The organism is uncultured Phascolarctobacterium sp., from assembly GCF_958349595.1.
Lineage (GTDB): Bacteria > Bacillota > Negativicutes > Acidaminococcales > Acidaminococcaceae > Phascolarctobacterium.
In genome coordinates, this window is record NZ_CATWDQ010000010.1 from 64663 (window position 1) to 82537 (window position 17875).

The 17875-nt window shown below is 49.6% G+C and carries 13 protein-coding genes and 1 pseudogene; 5 read left to right on the top strand and 9 right to left on the bottom strand.

Going from position 1 to position 17875, the window contains the following annotated elements:
• Positions 1-29: 29 nt before the first annotated feature.
• The 4 genes from Q4G98_RS08500 to Q4G98_RS08515 all read right to left on the bottom strand — a co-directional run bounded on the left by Q4G98_RS08500 (position 30) and on the right by Q4G98_RS08515 (position 5360).
• Entirely contained in the window at positions 30-1208 is a 1179-nt protein-coding gene (locus Q4G98_RS08500) for a PLP-dependent aminotransferase family protein (protein WP_177561043.1), read from the bottom strand.
• 218 nt (positions 1209-1426) lie between these two features.
• Positions 1427-2662: a Glu/Leu/Phe/Val dehydrogenase gene (locus Q4G98_RS08505; protein ID WP_177561042.1), complete on the bottom strand. Its 1236-nt coding sequence runs from the start codon at positions 2660-2662 to the stop codon at positions 1427-1429.
• Between the two features lie 238 nt (positions 2663-2900).
• A complete protein-coding gene (locus Q4G98_RS08510; RefSeq protein ID WP_177561041.1) occupies positions 2901-4103 on the bottom strand; it encodes an HD domain-containing protein in 1203 nt (400 codons plus the stop codon).
• Positions 4104-4121: 18 nt separating this feature from the next.
• Positions 4122-5360 (bottom strand): DUF1343 domain-containing protein, encoded by a 1239-nt coding sequence (locus tag Q4G98_RS08515; RefSeq protein ID WP_298564721.1) that lies wholly within the window; start codon positions 5358-5360, stop codon positions 4122-4124.
• 212 nt (positions 5361-5572) lie between these two features.
• Between Q4G98_RS08515 and Q4G98_RS08520 the strand changes: the two genes are divergently transcribed.
• From Q4G98_RS08520 to Q4G98_RS08535, 4 genes are all read left to right on the top strand, one after another.
• Complete coding sequence (locus Q4G98_RS08520; protein ID WP_177561068.1) at positions 5573-6577, top strand: polyamine ABC transporter ATP-binding protein; 1005 nt, start codon at positions 5573-5575, stop codon at positions 6575-6577.
• On the top strand, positions 6577-7434 hold the full coding sequence (locus Q4G98_RS08525) for an ABC transporter permease subunit (protein WP_177561067.1): 858 nt from the start codon (positions 6577-6579) through the stop codon (positions 7432-7434). Before Q4G98_RS08520 ends, Q4G98_RS08525 begins: the two co-directional genes overlap by 1 nt.
• The gene (locus Q4G98_RS08530; protein ID WP_177561039.1) at positions 7415-8212 is read left to right on the top strand and encodes an ABC transporter permease; all 798 of its coding nucleotides are present in this window, start codon (positions 7415-7417) and stop codon (positions 8210-8212) included. The genes Q4G98_RS08525 and Q4G98_RS08530 overlap by 20 nt, the downstream gene beginning before the upstream one ends.
• Positions 8213-8273: 61 nt before the next feature.
• Complete coding sequence (locus Q4G98_RS08535; protein WP_301961925.1) at positions 8274-9344, top strand: PotD/PotF family extracellular solute-binding protein; 1071 nt, start codon at positions 8274-8276, stop codon at positions 9342-9344.
• Between the two features lie 56 nt (positions 9345-9400).
• Here the strand turns inward: Q4G98_RS08535 and Q4G98_RS08540 are convergent, their stop codons facing one another.
• From Q4G98_RS08540 to Q4G98_RS08560, 5 genes are all read right to left on the bottom strand, one after another.
• On the bottom strand, positions 9401-11023 hold the full coding sequence (locus Q4G98_RS08540) for an FAD-dependent oxidoreductase (protein WP_298564715.1): 1623 nt from the start codon (positions 11021-11023) through the stop codon (positions 9401-9403).
• Positions 11024-11025: 2 nt separating this feature from the next.
• Complete coding sequence (ahpC, locus tag Q4G98_RS08545; protein WP_298564714.1) at positions 11026-11589, bottom strand: alkyl hydroperoxide reductase subunit C; 564 nt, start codon at positions 11587-11589, stop codon at positions 11026-11028.
• Positions 11590-12013: 424 nt separating this feature from the next.
• Positions 12014-15037, bottom strand: coding sequence for an autotransporter outer membrane beta-barrel domain-containing protein (locus Q4G98_RS08550; RefSeq protein WP_298564712.1), 3024 nt, complete (start codon positions 15035-15037; stop codon positions 12014-12016).
• On the bottom strand, positions 15037-16380 hold the full coding sequence (locus Q4G98_RS08555) for an autotransporter strand-loop-strand O-heptosyltransferase (RefSeq protein WP_298564711.1): 1344 nt from the start codon (positions 16378-16380) through the stop codon (positions 15037-15039). Before Q4G98_RS08555 ends, Q4G98_RS08550 begins: the two co-directional genes overlap by 1 nt.
• Before the next feature lie 36 nt (positions 16381-16416).
• On the bottom strand, positions 16417-16767 hold the full coding sequence (locus tag Q4G98_RS08560; RefSeq protein ID WP_298564709.1) for a helix-turn-helix domain-containing protein: 351 nt from the start codon (positions 16765-16767) through the stop codon (positions 16417-16419).
• Between the two features lie 462 nt (positions 16768-17229).
• Here Q4G98_RS08560 and Q4G98_RS08565 point away from each other — a divergent pair.
• A pseudogene (locus Q4G98_RS08565) lies at positions 17230-17875 on the top strand (hypothetical protein); the annotation flags it as partial.

Consider the following 17875-nt stretch of genomic DNA (forward strand, 5'->3'; position numbering starts at 1 on the left):
CCGCTGCGAAAATTCGCAGCGGTTTTTTATTACATACATTCTTTAATTGCTTTTGCCATCCGTTTTACGCCTTCAACGATTTTCTCCGCCGGCATATTGGAGAAATTGATACGCATATTGCGGTCTGTTTTACCATTAGGATAGAAAGCGTCACCGGTAACGCCAGCTACCTTCATCTCGATGCATTTATGGAAAACCCTAGCAGCGCTGCAGCCTTCCGGGAAAGTCAGCCACAGGAACAACCCGCCTTCCGGATGAGTCCATTCCGTACCTGCCGGAAATTCTTCTTCCATGGTTTTCAAGATCAGATCACGGCGTTCTTTATAAAGCGCTTTGATCTCTTCGACATGCTTATCCAGATCGTAATTTTCCATATAAGCATCAGCCACGCCCTGATCAAAGTTAGAAGTATGCAGATCAGCACTTTGTTTGATCTTGACATATTCGCTGATGACGTCTTTAGCAGCGGCAACCCAGCCCAAACGCAGGCCCGGGCAGAAGATCTTGGAAAAAGTACCGAGGAACATAACCAGACCCTTGGTATCCATCGATTTCAGGGACGGCAGGATCTCGCCCTCATAACGCAGCTCGCCATAAGGATTGTCCTCCAGCACCGGCAGATTATGTTTGTTCACGACCTCCATAAACTTTTGCCGGCGCTCCATGCTCCAGGTCCGGCCAGTCGGGTTCTGGAAATCGGGAATAACATAAATGAATTTGCAGCGGTCAGTAGTGCTTAAAATCTTATCCAGCTCTTCCGGGATCAGGCCAATATCATCAGTCGGCACTTCCACAAAAGTCGGCTCATAAGCATTAAAAGCATTCAGTGCGCCTAAATAAGAAGGACTTTCACACAAAACCACATCACCGGGATCGAGGAACAATTTACCGGCAAAATCCAGACACTGCTGTGAACCGGTAGTGATCAGGATCTCATCAGGATCGACCTCGGTATGATATTTTTCTTTCATTCTTTTAGCGATCTTGGCCCGCAGAGTCGGACGACCTTCAGTAGTCGCATACTGCAGAAGCTGCTGGCCTTCTTTTTCCACCAGGTCATGGGATACTTTGGCGATCTCTTCCACCGGGAACAGCTCCGGAGCCGGCAGGCCGCCGGCAAACGAAATAATATCGGGCTGCGCCGTCAATTTCAGCAGTTCGCGGATCTCAGACGACTGCATACGTTCCATACGTTTTGCAAATTTCATAAGTTCTTCCCCTCCAGCATTATTTGTTTTGTACAATCATAGTATTCTATTTGTACGTTTATAATTAAAAATTTTATCACTCAGCGCTAAACAAGTCAACGGAGAAAATCAAAACGCAACAAATTTCTTGATTATTTATTTACATTTGTCTTTTCAACAGGCACCTTTTGCAGCAGGCAATAAAAAAGGGCGGCTTAAAGCCGCCCTTACATTATTTCTTAATACATACCACGATATTTCATAGCTTCTGCCAAATGGCCCAAAGCTACGATATAAGCTGCTGTACGCATATTTACTTTATGCTCTTTGGCAGTATCGTAAACTTTCTTGAAAGCGTCGATCATCAGGCTTTCCTGTTTCGCGATAACTTCTTCTTCCGTCCAGAAGTAACGGTACAGATTTTGTACCCACTCGAAATAGCTTACGGTTACGCCGCCGCCGTTAGCGAGAATATCAGGCACAACGAGAATGCCTTTTTTATCCAAAATCTTATCTGCGTCAGGAGTAGTCGGGCCGTTAGCGCCTTCAACAATGACTTTAGCCTGCACTTTAGCAGCGTTTTCTTTCGTCAGCTGCAGTTCCATAGCGCACGGAGCCAGAATAGTAACATCCATTGCCAGCAGTTCCTCGTTACTGATCGGGGTAGAACCTTTATAACCAACAACGCTGCCGGTCTTTTGCAGATGTTTTTCAACATCATACGGATTCATACCTTTAGGATTATGGATAGCGCCGTTGATGTCGCTCAAAGCAACGATCTTCACGCCCATATCATGGATCAGCTTGGCAGTCCAGCTGCCAACATTGCCGAAGCCCTGTACCGCGCAGGTAGCCTGTTTCGGCTTGATACCCAAAGTCTTGATAGCTTCGCCTGCCGCTACCATAACGCCGCGGCCGGTAGCTGCGTTTCTGCCCAAAGAGCCGCCCAGGCAGATAGGCTTGCCGGTAACGAACCCAGGCTCGAACTGGCCTTTGATCTTGCTGAATTCATCCATCATCCAGCCCATGATCTTGGCATTAGTATTCATATCAGGTGCAGGAATATCCTGTTTTTCGCCGATGATCGGTGCGATCTTGTCAATAAAACCACGGGTCAGGGTTTCCAGCTCTCTTTCAGAAAGTTTGGAAGGATCGACGATGATGCCGCCTTTGCCGCCGCCATAAGGCAAGCCGGCAACAGCGCATTTGCAGGTCATCCAGAAAGCCAGGGTCTTGACCTCGTCCATATTGACGCTGGTATGATAACGAACGCCGCCTTTAGCAGGGCCCATGATAGTGCTGTGCTGGCTGCGGTAGCCGGTAAAGACCTTGGTAGTGCCATCGTCCATGCGCACAGGAATAGACACCTCCATCGTGCGTTCAGGAGTTGCAATGATCTCGGCCGCGCTCGGGTCAAGTTTCATGACCTCGATTGCTTTGTTAAGAGGAATTTTTGCCATTTCAAACAGATTCATAATGATGCCTCCTTTAAATATTTTTTAATTTAAGCACAAATTTATTACGTTTCTAGTTATCCCTACATTTCAAAATACATAGCTGAATTTTGTATAATGTATCCCCTCAACTTTATTATAACTCTAAGCACAAGCGGCAGTCTAGCTATTTTTAGACACAGAAAGAAAATTTTTTGAAAATTTTATCAATTTATACACTTTCTGTAAAATTATGCATCCTCAATAAAATTCAGCCCTTTCATAGCCGCGGAAACTCGTCGTATAGCCGGCCGAAATCCAAACCGCATAAGATCTTATCCTTGTACTGCTCCCGCAAATCTTCCATACCGTTACGCAGATGCTTGGAACTTATACCGTATTCAATCGACAGATAGGCCTCTACAAAAGCCGCCAGATGATCGCAGCACTTGAGCATCGTACCATCCACCGCCCGGTAGCCCTTGCCGTTCTCGTTATACTTCAGGCCGATTTCTTCCGGCGTACAGGTGACTTTGACACCGTCGACGATGACGCGGTTACTGAATTCGTCCTCAGTAAAATATAAAATATCCTCGTGCCAGCCGTGAGGCAGCAGCGGCAGCAGTTTTTCTGCCACCTGACGCTTTTCGATCTCCTTGATCAGATCGTCCAGCCCCTTGATCGAGCGCTTGATCGGTGAAATGATATCGCGGGTCAGCACCTCCGGCAGGTCGTGGAACAGGCCGCACAGGAAATCGTTGACGATACGCTCGTCCGATGCCTGCATTTTTACAGCGCAGAAATAGGCCAGAGTCGCCACGATCAGCACATGCCCCATCACAGAGGTTTCCGGTACCCGCGGTGATTGAGCCCAGCGCTTCTGGAAACGCAGCTGGCCTACAAGATCGATGAATTTGCTGGTCTTCCCCTTCAGCGACAGTTTCTGCACGCCCGCCAGATCATAATGATCCTCGATCTCGCTTTCGATCGCCGCCTTAGTCTCTTCGACACCATAGATCCCCTGATTAAAATGATAGATGATACCAAACTCCCACTGCGTCGCCAGATAATGGGCCGCCCGCAAAAGCTTCTTCTCCAGCGGATTTTCCTGCGGCTCGTCAAAATGCCGCTTCATTTTCGCCATAAACACCGGGTCCAGAGCAGGTATCCGCTGCTGCAGCTCCTCATAAACCCAGCTGTTGAGCTTTTTACCATGCACACGCATCAGCTCGTGAAAAACCGGCGGCTTGATATCCGTCAGCACGATGCGGTGCAGAAATTCAAAAATACCGCCCTCGATCAGCGCCCGCCAGTTCAGCCTGGCCTGATGGTCCTGTTCCTCAAACCGGGCCAGCACATACAAAATCATCATTTTATGCGCCTGCTTGTCCAGCTCCGTAAAACCGTTAGGGCGGATATGATCGTTCCAGCGCTGGATGTGCGCCGCCTCATATAAAAATTCTACAAAGACTTTATTCAGCATTTAGTTCCAGTCCTTTCCTTATTTATACAGCAGATACGGCTGCACCTGCTCCGCAAACTCCTGTGCTTCCCTGTCCCAGCGCGGCAGCAGACGCTCCAAAGGCACGCCCGCGCGCAAAGCAGTTTCGCCCAGGGCAATATCTATTTTATAGCCCTCGCCGCCGTAACGGGCCGGATATACCACCTTATCGGGATACAGCTCTTCGATGCAGCGCAGGATATTGGCCCCGGTAGCAGCAGCCCGGTATGCCTCCGCATCAGTTATATAAAGCTCCACGCCCTGACACAGCTCCCCGGCAAAAGCGCCGTAAGCCGGGATGAACGCCGCCGGCCGGAAATGCACTCCCGGCAGCTGCAAACCGTTCAGCTTAGCCGCAAGCTCCTCCTTATCGGCAAAAGGCGCCCCCACATAATAAAAAGGCTTCGTCGTGCCGATACCTACCGAAAGATCAGTATCGCCTAAAATACCCGTCGTCACATAATACAGCGCCGTCGCAGCTGTCGGTATCTGCGGCGAAGTCCCTACCCAGGGCAGCCCCGTGTCCTGCCAGTACATCCGGCGCTGCCAGCCCTGCATGGGTATCACCGTCAGGTCAAGGCCCAGCTTCTGCGTGTCATTGATATACCTGGCATATTCACCGATCGTCATACCGTGCCGCAGCGGCACCGGGTAAAGCCCGATAAAGCTCTCCTGACCCTTTTTCAGCGTCGGCCCTTCTATCATTCCGCCCAGCGGATTGGGACGGTCAAAAACGACGAATTTCTTCCCGGCCTTCGCACATTCCTCCATGGCATAAGCCATTGTGGAAATATAAGTATAATGCCGCGCTCCCACATCCTGAATATCCACCGTCATTACGTCGATAGTATCCAGCATTGCCGGCGTCGGCCGCTTAGTTGCTCCGTACAGGCTATACACCTTCACGCCTTTATATTCCGCGCCCTCCACATCGTCGCCGGCAGCGATGGCTCCAAACAAGCCGTGCTCCGGTACAAAAATACCTGTCAGATCAGTCTGTCCTAACAAAATATCCTCACTGCTGCGCAGCTTACTGTCCACACCCGTCTGATTGGTGATCAGCCCCACGCGCTTACCAGCAAACAACTGCGCATACTCGTCAAGTCGTTCGATCCCCAAAGTGACCGCCGGCCCCTGCGCCGCCGCTTTTTTATGATCTTTGTCCCGCCTGCCGGCATCCGCACAGCCGGACATCAAAACAACTGTCAGCAAAATCAATACCACTACCAATCGCTTCATTAACAAAAAGCCTCCGAATTTTGGAATTTTTCCGCAAAAAGTCAGCAAAAACCGTCATTATTGCGTATAAGTATCAATATTCTCTGTTTTTTCTGCAAATCCCTTTAAATTTTACAAAAAATTATTGAATTTTAGGGTAAAATCTGTATATAATAAGTTGTTATCTATATAAGGATAAAATCTGCATGATGAAAGGTTGTGACAAGCAAAAAATGAAAGAAATGGTCCGTTTACAGGGAATATCTAAAAAGTTTGGTAATAACGTTATTATCCCCTCGCTCGATCTGACTATTTACGATGGAGAATTTATTACGTTGCTCGGTCCTTCCGGCTGCGGCAAAACTACCCTGCTGCGCATGATCGCCGGTCTGGAAACCCCTACCGAGGGCAGTATCTATCTGGACGACGAAAACGTCACTGCCTTGCCACCCTATAAACGTGATGTGAATATGGTATTTCAACATTACGCACTCTTCCCTCACATGACTGTTGAGGAAAATATAAAATTCGGCCTGATGATGAAAAAGGTCCCTGCCGACGAACAAAAGGAACGTGTCTCGCAGGTCTTGTATCTTACCCAGCTGGAAGAATTCCGCAACCGCCGCCCGCAGCAGATGTCCGGCGGCCAGCAGCAGCGCGTCGCCATCGCCCGCGCCCTGGTCAACAATCCCAAGGTCCTGCTGCTGGACGAACCTTTAGGCGCTCTGGATTACCAGCTGCGCAAAAATCTGCAGCTGGAGCTGAAAAACCTGCAGCGCGGTCTGGGACTCACCTTCATCTACGTCACCCATGACCAGGAAGAAGCCCTGACCATGTCCGACCGCATCGTCGTCATGAATAAAGGCGTCATCGAACAGGACGATCATCCTGATAATATCTATCACTATCCAGCCACCAAATTCGTCGCCCGCTTCATCGGCGAAAGCAATTTCTTTGAAACTGCCGCAGAAACGCTGGCCCTGCGCCCCGAAAAGCTGAACCTCTGCGAAGAAGATGAAAGCGCAGACAAAGCCGCCGCGCATCCCGAACCTGCTTTTTACGGCACTGTCGTCGATGTCGTTTTTTACGGTACCATCGACAAGGTCTTTGTCCGTCTGGATAACTCCAACCAGACTGTAGTCGCCTATCAGTACTTTGACGACGTCAAACGCTGGACACCCGACGAACGCGTCGGTATCTGGTGGTACGAAAGAGACGAGGTGAAAGTACAGCGATGATGAAAAACGGTAAACTGCTGGTAGCGCCGGCCCTGCTCTGGCTCAGCATCTTTTTCGTCATACCGCTGCTGATCGTCGTTGCAGTGTCCTTCGCCGGACGCACGCCTTACGGGCAGGTCATTTTCTCTTTTACCTTCGATAATTACCTGCGTTTTTTAGAACCTTTATATCTGAAAATTTTTGCCGACACTCTGGTCGTAGCCATCATCACCACCCTGGCAACGATCCTCATGGGCTATCCACTGGCTTATACCATTGCCCAGCTGCCCAAAAAATGGCAGCAACCGGGGCTGATCCTGGTCATGATCCCCTTCTGGATCAACTTCCTGATCCGTTCCTACGCCTGGGTCATCATCCTGCGCTCACAGGGCGTAGTCAATACACTGCTGTTAAAGCTGGGCCTGATCGACCAGCCGCTGCAGATGCTCTATAACGATATGGCCGTCATGCTGGGTATGGTCTATGCCCTGCTGCCTTTTATGGTGCTGCCCATCTATGTCTCAATCGAACAGCTGGATACACGGCTTTTAGAAGCAGCCTCCGACCTGGGCGCTAAACCGCTGACAGCTTTCCGCAGAGTAACCCTGCCGCTGACCATGCCCGGCATCGCTGCCGGCACGATCCTGGTCTTTATTTCCTCACTGGGGATGTTCGTTGTCCCCGACGTCATGGGCGGAGCCAAATCGGCCCTCATCGGCAACCTGATCCAGAACCAGTTCCTGTCAGCCCGCGACTGGCCCTTTGGCTCAGCCCTCTCCATAGTGCTGGCCGTGCTCAGTCTGGTACTGATCATCCTGTACTACAAAGCTCTGCAGGCACAGGAAGGAGGTGACGGCGATGCAAAAGACGTGGCGTAGCCACCTGCTGGTAGCCTATTCTCTGGCTATTCTGGCTTTTCTTTACCTGCCGCTGCTGATCCTGGCCATGTATTCCTTCAACGAATCAAGGATCAACGCCGTCTGGACCGGCTTCACCTTTAACTGGTACGCAGCCCTGTTCCAAAACCGGCGCGTGCTGGAAGCCCTCACTAACAGCCTTTTTATCGCTGTTATCTCTACCATAGCCTCCACCACGCTGGGCACGATCGCAGCGATCGCCCTCAGCCGTTACCAGTACAAATATAAACCGGTCATCAACGGCCTCTTATACCTGCCGATCCTGATCCCGGAAATCGTCATGGGCCTTTCCCTGCTGGTCCTGTTCGCCCAGGCGCAGGTGCCGCTGGGCAAAACAACGCTCATTCTGGCACATATCACCTTCTGTGTCTCTTTCGTTGTCATCACTGTCAACGCCAGGCTGGAAGGTATGCGGCACGAGCTGGAACAGGCGGCGATGGACTTATACGCCACTCCGTGGCAGACCTTCCGCTACGTCACCCTGCCGCTGGCACTGCCGGGCATCGTGGCCGGCGCTCTCATCGCCTTCACGCTCTCCATCGACGATTTTATTATCAGCTTCTTTGTAGCAGGCCCCAACTCCACTACGCTGCCGCTTTACATCTATGCCATGGTCAAGCGCGGTATCTCACCCGAGATCAACGCCCTGTCCACCCTGCTGATGTTCGCCACGATCACGCTGGTAGTCATCGCGCAGATCCTGCAGCCGCAGCACACCTCCGACAAAAACTCCGATTGATATCACACCCGCTGTGATACAATATAAACAACAAATCAAATGATGAAAGGGTGATCCGACAATGAAAAAACTTTTGGTTTTCCTCATCGCTGTTCTCACACTGGCCCTGGCTGGCTGCGGCGGTGACGCTCCCAAAAAAGACGCAGCTGCTACCGCAAGCGGCGAAAAACAAGTGCTGAACCTGTTCAGCTGGGCAGACAACTTCGATCCGGAGGTCATTGCCGAATTTGAAAAGCAAAACAACTGTAAAGTAAATTACGACGTTTTTGCCAATAACGAAGAACTGCTGGCCAAGATCCAGGCCGGCGGCGCGCAGTACGACCTTATCCAGCCCTCCGACTACATGGTAGCCACCATGCTGAAGCTGAACCTGCTGGAAGAACTGGACCTGAACAATATCCCCAACGCCAAAAACATCGTCAGCAGCCTCAAGGCTCCTGTTTACGATCCCACCGGCAAACATTCCCTGGTCTATACCTGGGGTATCACCGGTATCGTCTACAACAAAAACTTCATCAAAGAAGCGCCCACCTCCTGGTCAGATCTGTGGAACCAGGATTATAAAGGCCGCGTCATCCTGCTCAACGACAACCGCGAAGTCATTGGCATGGCGCTGAAGAAAAACGGCTACTCCAACAACTCCACCGACCCGGCTCAGGTCGAAAAAGCTTTCAGCGACCTGAAAACACTGGCACCGAACGTGCTGGCCTTCGACACCGATACCATCAAGCAGAAATTTATCGCTGAAGAAGCCTGGATCGGTACCATGTGGTCGGGCGACGCCTCCTACACCTACAAAGACAATAAAAACATCGGCTTTGTGATCCCCAAGGAAGGCGCTACTATCTGGGCCGATACCTTTGCTATTCCCAAAGGCGCTAAAAACAAAGCTTTAGCCGAAAAATTCATCAACTTCATCTATGAACCCAAAGTAAGCGCCAAAAACTATGAATATATCGGCTACAATGACCCCAACGAAAAAGCTCTGGAATTCCACAGCGAAGAATTCCGCAACGACCCCATGCTCAAAGTCGGTATGGATAACATCGACAAAGGCGAATGGCTCATCGACATCGGTGAGGCCCTGCCCATGTACGACCGTTACTGGACCGAACTCAAAACAGCAAAATAACCCGTTTAACTCAAAGAAGTCTGCCGCGATGCGGCAGACTTCTTTTTGGTTCCGCTTCAGCTAAGCAGCTGCAGCAGCTCGTCCAGATTCTTTTTACCAAAACTTACCTTTTCATCATAGATCAGACACGGTACACTCATGATCTTATAACGCTCGCGCAGCTCAGGGAACAGGTTGATATCAAACACATCCACCTCGACCCCGCCGTTTTCCACAGCCAGCCGTCCAGCCGCCATCACCAGCTCCGGGCACATCGTGCACGACAGCGAAATGACTACCTGCAGCCGTTTACCGCCCGGCAGCGTTCTTACAGACGCCAACTGCTCCTCGCTGATAGCCTGACCAGGCCCGGCCGCATTATACAAGGTCACAATGAATGAATTGAACTCGTGACCGCCGGGTACGCCGTGGAAGCGGAAGCCTAACGACGAGCCGTCCCCGCGGCACAGCTCGATATATGGTAGTCCGCCGGCAGTTTGCTCCGCTTCTTCCCAGCGCAAATGACTGCTCAAAGGTGTCAGCTCGTTCAAAAAGCCGCGTATTTCTGCTGCCGCCTGACTATTATCCAGTGCGGCCCGCAGCAATAGATCCTCGGTAAATTTAGCAAAGACCGGCGCCAGCTGCGTTTTGATAGCCTCGGAAATAAAAGTGCCATCGTCAGCAGCAGGCGTAGCCGAAGCCGTACTGCCGGCAGCAGGCTGGACGACCTGTTTTTTCGTCACTGTAAAACGCGGCAGCTGCAGCTTATCATGCAGCATAGCAGCGTGTTTTTCCAACGAGGTCGCCGCTTTCGCGCCGTCCGACACCGCCGTCACCACCTGCCGCAGATTTTTGATACACAAATCCCCGGCGCCATAAACACCATCCAGATTGGTCTTCTGGTTCATATCCGTCACCAGATAGCCCTCGCAGTCGGTTTCCAGCCCCTCCAGCAGCGGGCCGCCCACAGGCACATAGCCCGCAAAAACAAACACGCCAAAAGTAGCGTCCGGTGTCTCGTAACGGGTCCGCTCGCCAGTCTTACAGTTTTCATACACAGCATACCGCAGCACGTCACCGCCGCCTACCTCCAGCAGGGCCGTGTTATACAGCACAGTGATCTGCTCATGCCGTTTCACCTCATCGGCGATCGACCCAGCACAGGTAAAATCATCGCCCCGCACCAGCACCGTCACATGCCGCGCATAACGTGTCAAAAAAATCGCTTCTTCGGCAGCGGCAAAACCGCCGCCCACAACAAACACATCCAGTCCTGTAAAAAATTCGCCGTCACAGGTCGCACAATAAGCCACACCGCGCCCACGGTATTCAGCTTCGCCGGTGAAGCCCACCTGCCGCGGCACAGCTCCCATCGCCATGATCACGCCCAAAGCTTTAAAAGTCCCCTTATCGGTAACGATCTCCTTGATCTCACCGTCCAGTCTGCTCTCCAGCGCTTCGGCCAGCAAAAACTCCGCGCCGAAGCTTTCCGCCTGCAAACGCATCTGCTCAGTCAGCTCTTTGCCCGACGTTTTGATAACGCCCGGATAATTCACCACCTCAGATGTGATCGTGATCAGCCCGCCGATCTTCTCTTTTTCGATGACCAGCGTCTTATACTGGGCCCGCGCCATATAAACGGCAGCGGCAAGGCCCGCAGGCCCGCCGCCGATGATGATGACATCATACATCCGTTCCATGATCAGATGATGCCAACCAGATCAAGGCTGGGTTTCAAAGTGCTGGCGCCCGGCTGCCATTTGGCAGGGCACACCTGATCGCCATGCTCGGCCACAAACTGCGACGCCTGTACACGGCGCAGCAGCTCGTCCGCATTACGCCCCACATTACCGGCGATAACCTCATAAGCCACGATCTTACCTTCCGGATTAACGATAAAGCTGCCTCTTTCAGCCAACCCGTCAGCTTCGATCATCACATCGAAATCTCTTGCCAAAGCACCGGTCGGATCAGCCAGCATCGGATACTGGATCTTTTTGATAGTTTCCGAAGCATCATGCCAGGCCTTATGCACGAAATGCGTATCGCAGGATACGGAATAGATCTCACAGCCGATCTTCCTGAACTCATCATATTTATTAGCCAGATCCTCCAGCTCGGTCGGGCAGACAAAAGTAAAATCTGCCGGATAGAAAAAGAACACCGACCATTTACCTAAAATATCTTTTTTGCTAACCTCTTTAAAATCATTATTGACATAAGCCTGTACCTTAAAATCACTCACTTCTTTGTTGATCAATGACATAATAAATGCCTCCTTATATAAATATAAATTTAGTCGTTTAAGTTAGCTGTCGCTAACGCACCTTTAATATAACATATGTCATTTAAAAACGCAAGGGAAATTTATTTGAAATTAATAATTATTATCACAGATTTGCTGGAACGTTTTTGATAGCCAATCAATAATAACTGACCCGCACTGAACCAAAGGTTTTAAACCACTTCTTCTATGAAAAATTAAGTACCTGATATGAACCTTGTTCATATCAGGTACTTTTATTTTACTTATAGCCTTGATAAATCAATATGGGCTCAATAATACTTCGTATTTGCCGACTTCGTCGGTATAGGAAATCCACGACGCTTCCTATTCGTTCGCGTCTTTCGGATAAGTTCGCCGTCACGCTTATTCACTGCTCTGACGCTTGTGACTAAGCGGCGCTCACTTAGAACGTAAATCTTAAACCCGCATTAACGCTCCATTTTTTGTTGATGTCGCCGCCGAAGCCCCGCTCCACTTCACCGTAGAAACTGCTGTCTTTACTCAGTTTGATATTAGCGCCCAAGCCCAGCTCAAACCAGGTATCGCCATAGTCATTATGCTTGCTCAAAATATCGTTAGTACCACCGGCGTCCGAGGTCAGCTGCAAATCGCGCTTACCGGCAAACTCATGCAGCAGGTCGGCTTTCAGATAAATATCACTGCCGTTTTTGATTTTCTGACCCATAATGAAGCCGATACGCCCAATCGCGCTGTTCATGCCTTCGATGTGTCCGTTAGCGCCCCGGTCGGTAGTGTAATTGATGCCGCTCAACCGTCCCAACGTAAACTGTGCCTGGGGCTCGAAGAACAGTCCCTGCTGGTAATCAAAGCGCTGGCCGTATTCCACGCTGATGCTGTAGGCGTGTTCCTTATAGCTGGCTTTGTCCGGGTAATCACCATAAGATTTGAGGTCGGTATCAAAGATACCCGCCCGCGCTGTGACATTGGTATAGGCGCCGCTTTTACCCTGCCAGACGCCGTATAAACTGAACGCTGTCAGTTTATCTTTACCACTGCCCTTAGTATAATCACCAGTACCGTCGCCGTAGTCCACAGCAAAACCATAGGTACTCCTGGCATCGGCTTTTTGGTCATAACCAAGCTGGTACAGATTGTAACGTCCTTCGTAGCCGAAACCGCTGAACCTGCCCGCCTGTGTGCGCGCCCAGATGCCGTCTGCCCGTTCGCTGCCATTTCCCAATGCACCCAAACGGTTGCGCAGGCTGTCGTTGGTATTACGCCACATGGCGTAGCTGTTGTCGGCGTCAAACAACAATACTTTGGTATCGTTATTCGCTGTTTTCACGATTTTTGTCAAATACCACTGGTTGGTTTCTTCGTTTAAAATCGGCGTTGCGTCCCAAAGGCCACCGTTATTGGATGTCATACCCTTAAATTTCAGCTTCCTGCTCTGGTCATCTACCAGCAGCAGCCTGCCTGTCAGTTCCGTATCGCTGACGATACTCTGGTCGTTGACATAAACATCGTACGTTCCTGTGCCGGTATTACTGTTATTGACAGTGATCTTATCGCCGTCATTATTTGCCAGATCAGTATCCAGATAAATACTGCCGCCAGTCCCCTGCAGGTCGCTCATGCTCAGCTTCTGATAGACAGGTACCGCACGCAGATTCCGCTTCAGACCAGCACCGTCTGTCAAATCAAGTATGCCGTTATTGATCGTTAAGGTATTGTTTAGTATATAATCACTGTCAGACTGCGCCAAGCGTAAAATACCGCCGTCTAAAACAGTGCCGCTGATGACAGCACCGGCTTCGATATACTGCAAACCACCGCTGCCGACAGTTGTATCTGTGGCCGTACCGCCGCTGGCAACGATCTGGCTACCACCAAGCAGGGCAGTTACCGTGCCCGTACCAGCGTTGTTGATGATCTGGGTACCGCCGCTCATAGTTGCAATGGTGCCAATACCGGAACCGCCGACATAACCGATGACCTGAACGCCATCTTGCATCAAAGTGATACTGCCCGTACCAAAATTACCATTGTAGCCAATGGCCTGTTTACCAGCCTCCATAATTTCAATGCTGCCCACAGCCGACGAACCAGTCAATCCTATGATCTGGCTGGCATCAACGCCGAACATCTTCGTGATAGTGCCAGTACCGCCATCATTGACCTGTTGCTGACCATTATTCATACTTGCAATAGTACCAACACAGCTACTGCAGCCACTGTAACCCACGATCTGCAGACCGCTGTTCATTACATTGATCGTGCCTGTGCCACCACCCTTATAAGGATCAGCGCTATAACCAATCATTTGTGTCCCGGCTTCCAGCGTATCAATGCTGCCATTGGCCAAACCAGACAGCCCTATCATCTGCATTGCACTGACACCTGACATTGTTGTGATACTGCCGCTGTTGCCAGCCCAGATCTGTTGCAGACCATCGGTCATGCTTATTATTGTACCGCTGGCATTTATATAGCGCGGATTACCAATAGTCTGTTTGCCGCCATCCATGTTACTTATCACACCTGTGGCACTAGTCCTTATATATTGCAAGCCGCCAGACATAGTTACAATCTCAGCATGAGTATCCTTTTCCAAGATTTGTGATCCGCCATACATCGTATCAATACTGCCTGAGCCGGCATTAATAGCCTGTGACCCGCCGCTAATAGTCCCTATATGCCCCTCGGCACCGGCTGATTTGATCCACTGCCAGCCATCCAGCATCGTCCCCACAACGCCGCTGCCGCCATGGATTGTTTGCACCTGTTGATTATAGGCGCTGGTAGCGTTCATAACATTGACAATACCTACACCGCCGGAAATCACCTGGTTTCTTTGCGTACTATCGCTGGTATCCATTGCCTTAATAATACTGGTACCGCCATAAACATAATTTTCCTGTGCATTGACATCAATGGTACAAGTACCGCCGGAAACATAAATCTGATTGTCGCTGTTCCCGACATTGACATTACCATCTTTTACAACAATATCCCAATGATTACTAGTAACGCTGACATTACCGCCCGACACAGTCACTGAACCTACATTAGTCCCGATATTCAGCGAGCCGCCCTCAACTACCTCTGTCTGGGCTCTGTTGGAATCTATCGTACAAGTACCACCGCTGGCGATATACACTTTATCGTAGTCGGTAGTACTGACAATACTTTTGTTCTCGCCAGCGCCAACACTGTAATTACTGGCAGCCTCAGCCTTGCTGAAAATCATTTCGTCCACATAGCCTGCCAGTATCGGCAGAACTTCATAGGCATAGGCCTGCAGATCTTCCTGCTGCGCTTCGCTGACTGCCTGTTTAGGCAGTGGTTCCGGTTGTTCAGCTGCTGCCAGCGCCGCTGCCGGTGCGGCAGCGTTGACCAGATTCATCCCCATCACTACTGTTGCCAGAATACTTTGTGCCTGTAATTTCTTCTCTCTCTTTTTCATCACTGCTCACCCTTTATCTTCTTTTTATTCACAGACTGTTTCTGCGGCTTTAGTTTATAGTCTGCCATCAGCCGGTCGATGACTTTGTTCACCGCTTCCGGCGTGATGTAGCGGCTGCATTCAAACTGCCTGTCAGTGCCTTTATGCCGCGGACACCATTCAAAATCTTTATGGTCGAATACTACCCGCGTATCGTTCCAGCAGCCGTTGCAGACATGGTAGCTGATGACACGGTACGGCGTCGCAAATTCATTTATCGACAGTGTAAAACCGCTGATCAGCACTACCGGTATCCCTACACCGTTGGCTACCCAGCTGAGCCCGCTGGACAGACCCACGAAAAAATCGGCATGGTATAAAAGGTCGATCCGCTCCTGCAAAGGTCTGCGGCCGGTAAAATCTTCCGCTCCGTAAGGAATGATGTTAAATCTGCTACCCATACCGTAATTATTTTCCCTGTCGATACACAGTACCCGGTAGCCCAGCTCTTTGAGGTGTCTGACCACATTCAGCCAGCCTCGGCCGTTGTTCCAGTACTTGGCCTGACTGCTGGCCTGCGCCGCGATGCAGACGTAGGGCTCTTTGATCCTGCGTGTTTTATCCTTTGGCAGCAGTTTGATGCGCTGTTCGTCCGCTTTCAGCCCCAGGATGCAGGGTGCGTTTTTATGCAGCCCCACTACTCTGAAATCTACTGGCTGGTGTTCCCTGTCGTCGCAGGGAAAGAAAATGCCCATATAATAGCTGGCGTACAGTCCTTCCGGCCGTTCTTCTGCCTGGACAAAGTTGATTTCCGAGTAGCCAGGCTTGATGATCTCGATCATATCCTCTGCCATGGCGCAGTACAGTTCGCATTTATGCTTTTTTCTAAAAATTTCAGCATAAGGGAACCAGGCTAAAATATCTCCTAAAATGCCGACCGGGAATTTGATCAGCACTTTTTTACCCTCTAAATTTAAATCATGGGCGAAGATCAGCTTGCCTTTTTCGTAGACCTCGATGCGGAAATCGACAAAATACTTTTTACTGCTGGTCACCAGCACACCGCTGGCAGCAGCATCGTACAGCGTCAGGCAGGCATCCCGATCCAGAAAGCGGACCCGGTAATCACCCGCCGGTACTTCGACGCGGGCGCCGTAGTTAAAGTCGAACCGGATGCCTGGCTGGCCGCTGTCCTGCGTGACCGGCCCGGCATAAAAACGCATATAGGGTTTGGCAGTGGTGCTGTCAGAATTGCCCTTGCTGCTGGCTGCATCGGCAGTTTTACTACTGCCGGCGCTGTTTACCGCTTCTTTTTCCAGATGGTCAGACTGCCAGCCTTTCTCTGCTGTTTTCACTTCAGCCATCTTATTTACTCCTTTGCTTTCAGCTTCTTTTTTTGCTTATGATGTTCCATTTTTATATAAGTGCAGCAGCTGCAAAATCTGCTGTACTTCTTCCCGTGTATAAACCTCCTGTGCGCCTGTGGTATGTTCCTTTGCCTTAGCAGCTTTGGCTTCCACCCACTCAGGAACTGTTTTGGCATCAAAAATATTTTCCAGCGTGCAGTCGAAGACATCAGCGATACGCAGCAGCAGCTTCAGAGTTACTTTTACATGACTATGCTCAATATTGCTCAGGTGAGTCTGACTGATCCCGATACGCTTGGCCAGCTCCTGCTGGCTGAGCTGACAGGCAGTGCGCAGGAATCTGATATTGTTGCCGAGCTGCTGTAAACACTTTTCGTCATACATTTTTGCGTCGCCACCCTTGTTCCAGTTTTTAAGCACAACCTTTAGTTACATATCTTTTATTAAAATCATTGATTATTTGTTATTGATTTAAAAACATTTGTTAAAATAATATTTCAATTTATTATAGCACGTTTGTACCCCCCCGCAAGACGCTCGCTTTTGCTGTGAGCAAAACTTTTTCGAGTCTTGGGGCGCATTACGCCAGCGGCTTTAAGACTATCGGCGTTTGCGCTAAGACTGTGCTTACCATCGCCCCCAAAATATTCACACCGTTTTTCTAAATACTGCTAACAAAAAAGACAGGCAGAGGAATAAAATTATAGCGCGACAAAAAATCTCGGATTTCGCGACAAAATAAATTAGACAATTATTTATGCAAAAAAGCCTGTTTAAACGATATTTAAACAAGCTTTTTATATTGTATAATCACATTATTAAAATTAGGAGTGTGATTATATCATTATGCAGAAAATTAAACGAAGAATGAAACTTCCAAATGGCTTTGGCAGTATTATTTTTTTACATGGTAGCCGCCGCCGACCATGGGCCGTACTTAAAACCATCAACGGTAAATCCAAGTACATAGGTTATTTTCCAACACACGCAGAGGCCTTAATCTTTTTGGCTGATTGCAATAAAGACCCGTCTATTTATCTCCCATCTTTAATCACTTTTAGCGAAGCATATCAACTGGAAATGGCAGAGCGTAAAGCTAAGATTGCCAGCGTCACGGCAAAAAATTATGAAGTAATTTTTGGATATTGCAAGCCTTTGCACAATAAGCCGCTTACCAGCCTTAAAGTTGCAGATTTACAGTCTATCATTAAAACTGTATCTAATCTTGGCATAGGTCACGCTACCCAGAAGAAAATAAGACAGTTATATCACAATATTTATAAATACGCTGTCAAGTACCAAATCATCCCTCCTACTGCAGATATATCAAGGTTTGTGGATATCGATCTTCCCAAAAGGATTAAAACGAAACAACCTTTTAATACCCGCCAGCTTAATAGGGTAAAAGCCCTTGCAGATAGTAGTGATCCTCTAGCACCTTATGCAATGATCGTAATAATGATGTGTTATAGCGGACCAAGGCCAAGCGAAT

What these genes read in the sequence shown, in the direction of transcription:
- Q4G98_RS08510 (WP_177561041.1), bottom strand. Translation starts at nt 4,103, where the DNA reads ATGCTGAATAAAGTCTTTGTAGAATTTTTATATGAGGCGGCGCACATC.
- Q4G98_RS08520 (WP_177561068.1), top strand. Translation starts at nt 5,573, where the DNA reads ATGAAAGAAATGGTCCGTTTACAGGGAATATCTAAAAAGTTTGGTAAT.
- ahpC (WP_298564714.1), bottom strand. Translation starts at nt 11,589, where the DNA reads ATGTCATTGATCAACAAAGAAGTGAGTGATTTTAAGGTACAGGCTTAT.
- Q4G98_RS08550 (WP_298564712.1), bottom strand. Translation starts at nt 15,037, where the DNA reads ATGAAAAAGAGAGAGAAGAAATTACAGGCACAAAGTATTCTGGCAACA.
- Q4G98_RS08500 (WP_177561043.1), bottom strand. Translation starts at nt 1,208, where the DNA reads ATGAAATTTGCAAAACGTATGGAACGTATGCAGTCGTCTGAGATCCGC.
- Q4G98_RS08505 (WP_177561042.1), bottom strand. Translation starts at nt 2,662, where the DNA reads ATGAATCTGTTTGAAATGGCAAAAATTCCTCTTAACAAAGCAATCGAG.
- Q4G98_RS08540 (WP_298564715.1), bottom strand. Translation starts at nt 11,023, where the DNA reads ATGGAACGGATGTATGATGTCATCATCATCGGCGGCGGGCCTGCGGGC.
- Q4G98_RS08530 (WP_177561039.1), top strand. Translation starts at nt 7,415, where the DNA reads ATGCAAAAGACGTGGCGTAGCCACCTGCTGGTAGCCTATTCTCTGGCT.
- Q4G98_RS08560 (WP_298564709.1), bottom strand. Translation starts at nt 16,767, where the DNA reads ATGTATGACGAAAAGTGTTTACAGCAGCTCGGCAACAATATCAGATTC.
- Q4G98_RS08555 (WP_298564711.1), bottom strand. Translation starts at nt 16,380, where the DNA reads ATGGCTGAAGTGAAAACAGCAGAGAAAGGCTGGCAGTCTGACCATCTG.
- Q4G98_RS08535 (WP_301961925.1), top strand. Translation starts at nt 8,274, where the DNA reads ATGAAAAAACTTTTGGTTTTCCTCATCGCTGTTCTCACACTGGCCCTG.
- Q4G98_RS08525 (WP_177561067.1), top strand. Translation starts at nt 6,577, where the DNA reads ATGAAAAACGGTAAACTGCTGGTAGCGCCGGCCCTGCTCTGGCTCAGC.
- Q4G98_RS08515 (WP_298564721.1), bottom strand. Translation starts at nt 5,360, where the DNA reads ATGAAGCGATTGGTAGTGGTATTGATTTTGCTGACAGTTGTTTTGATG.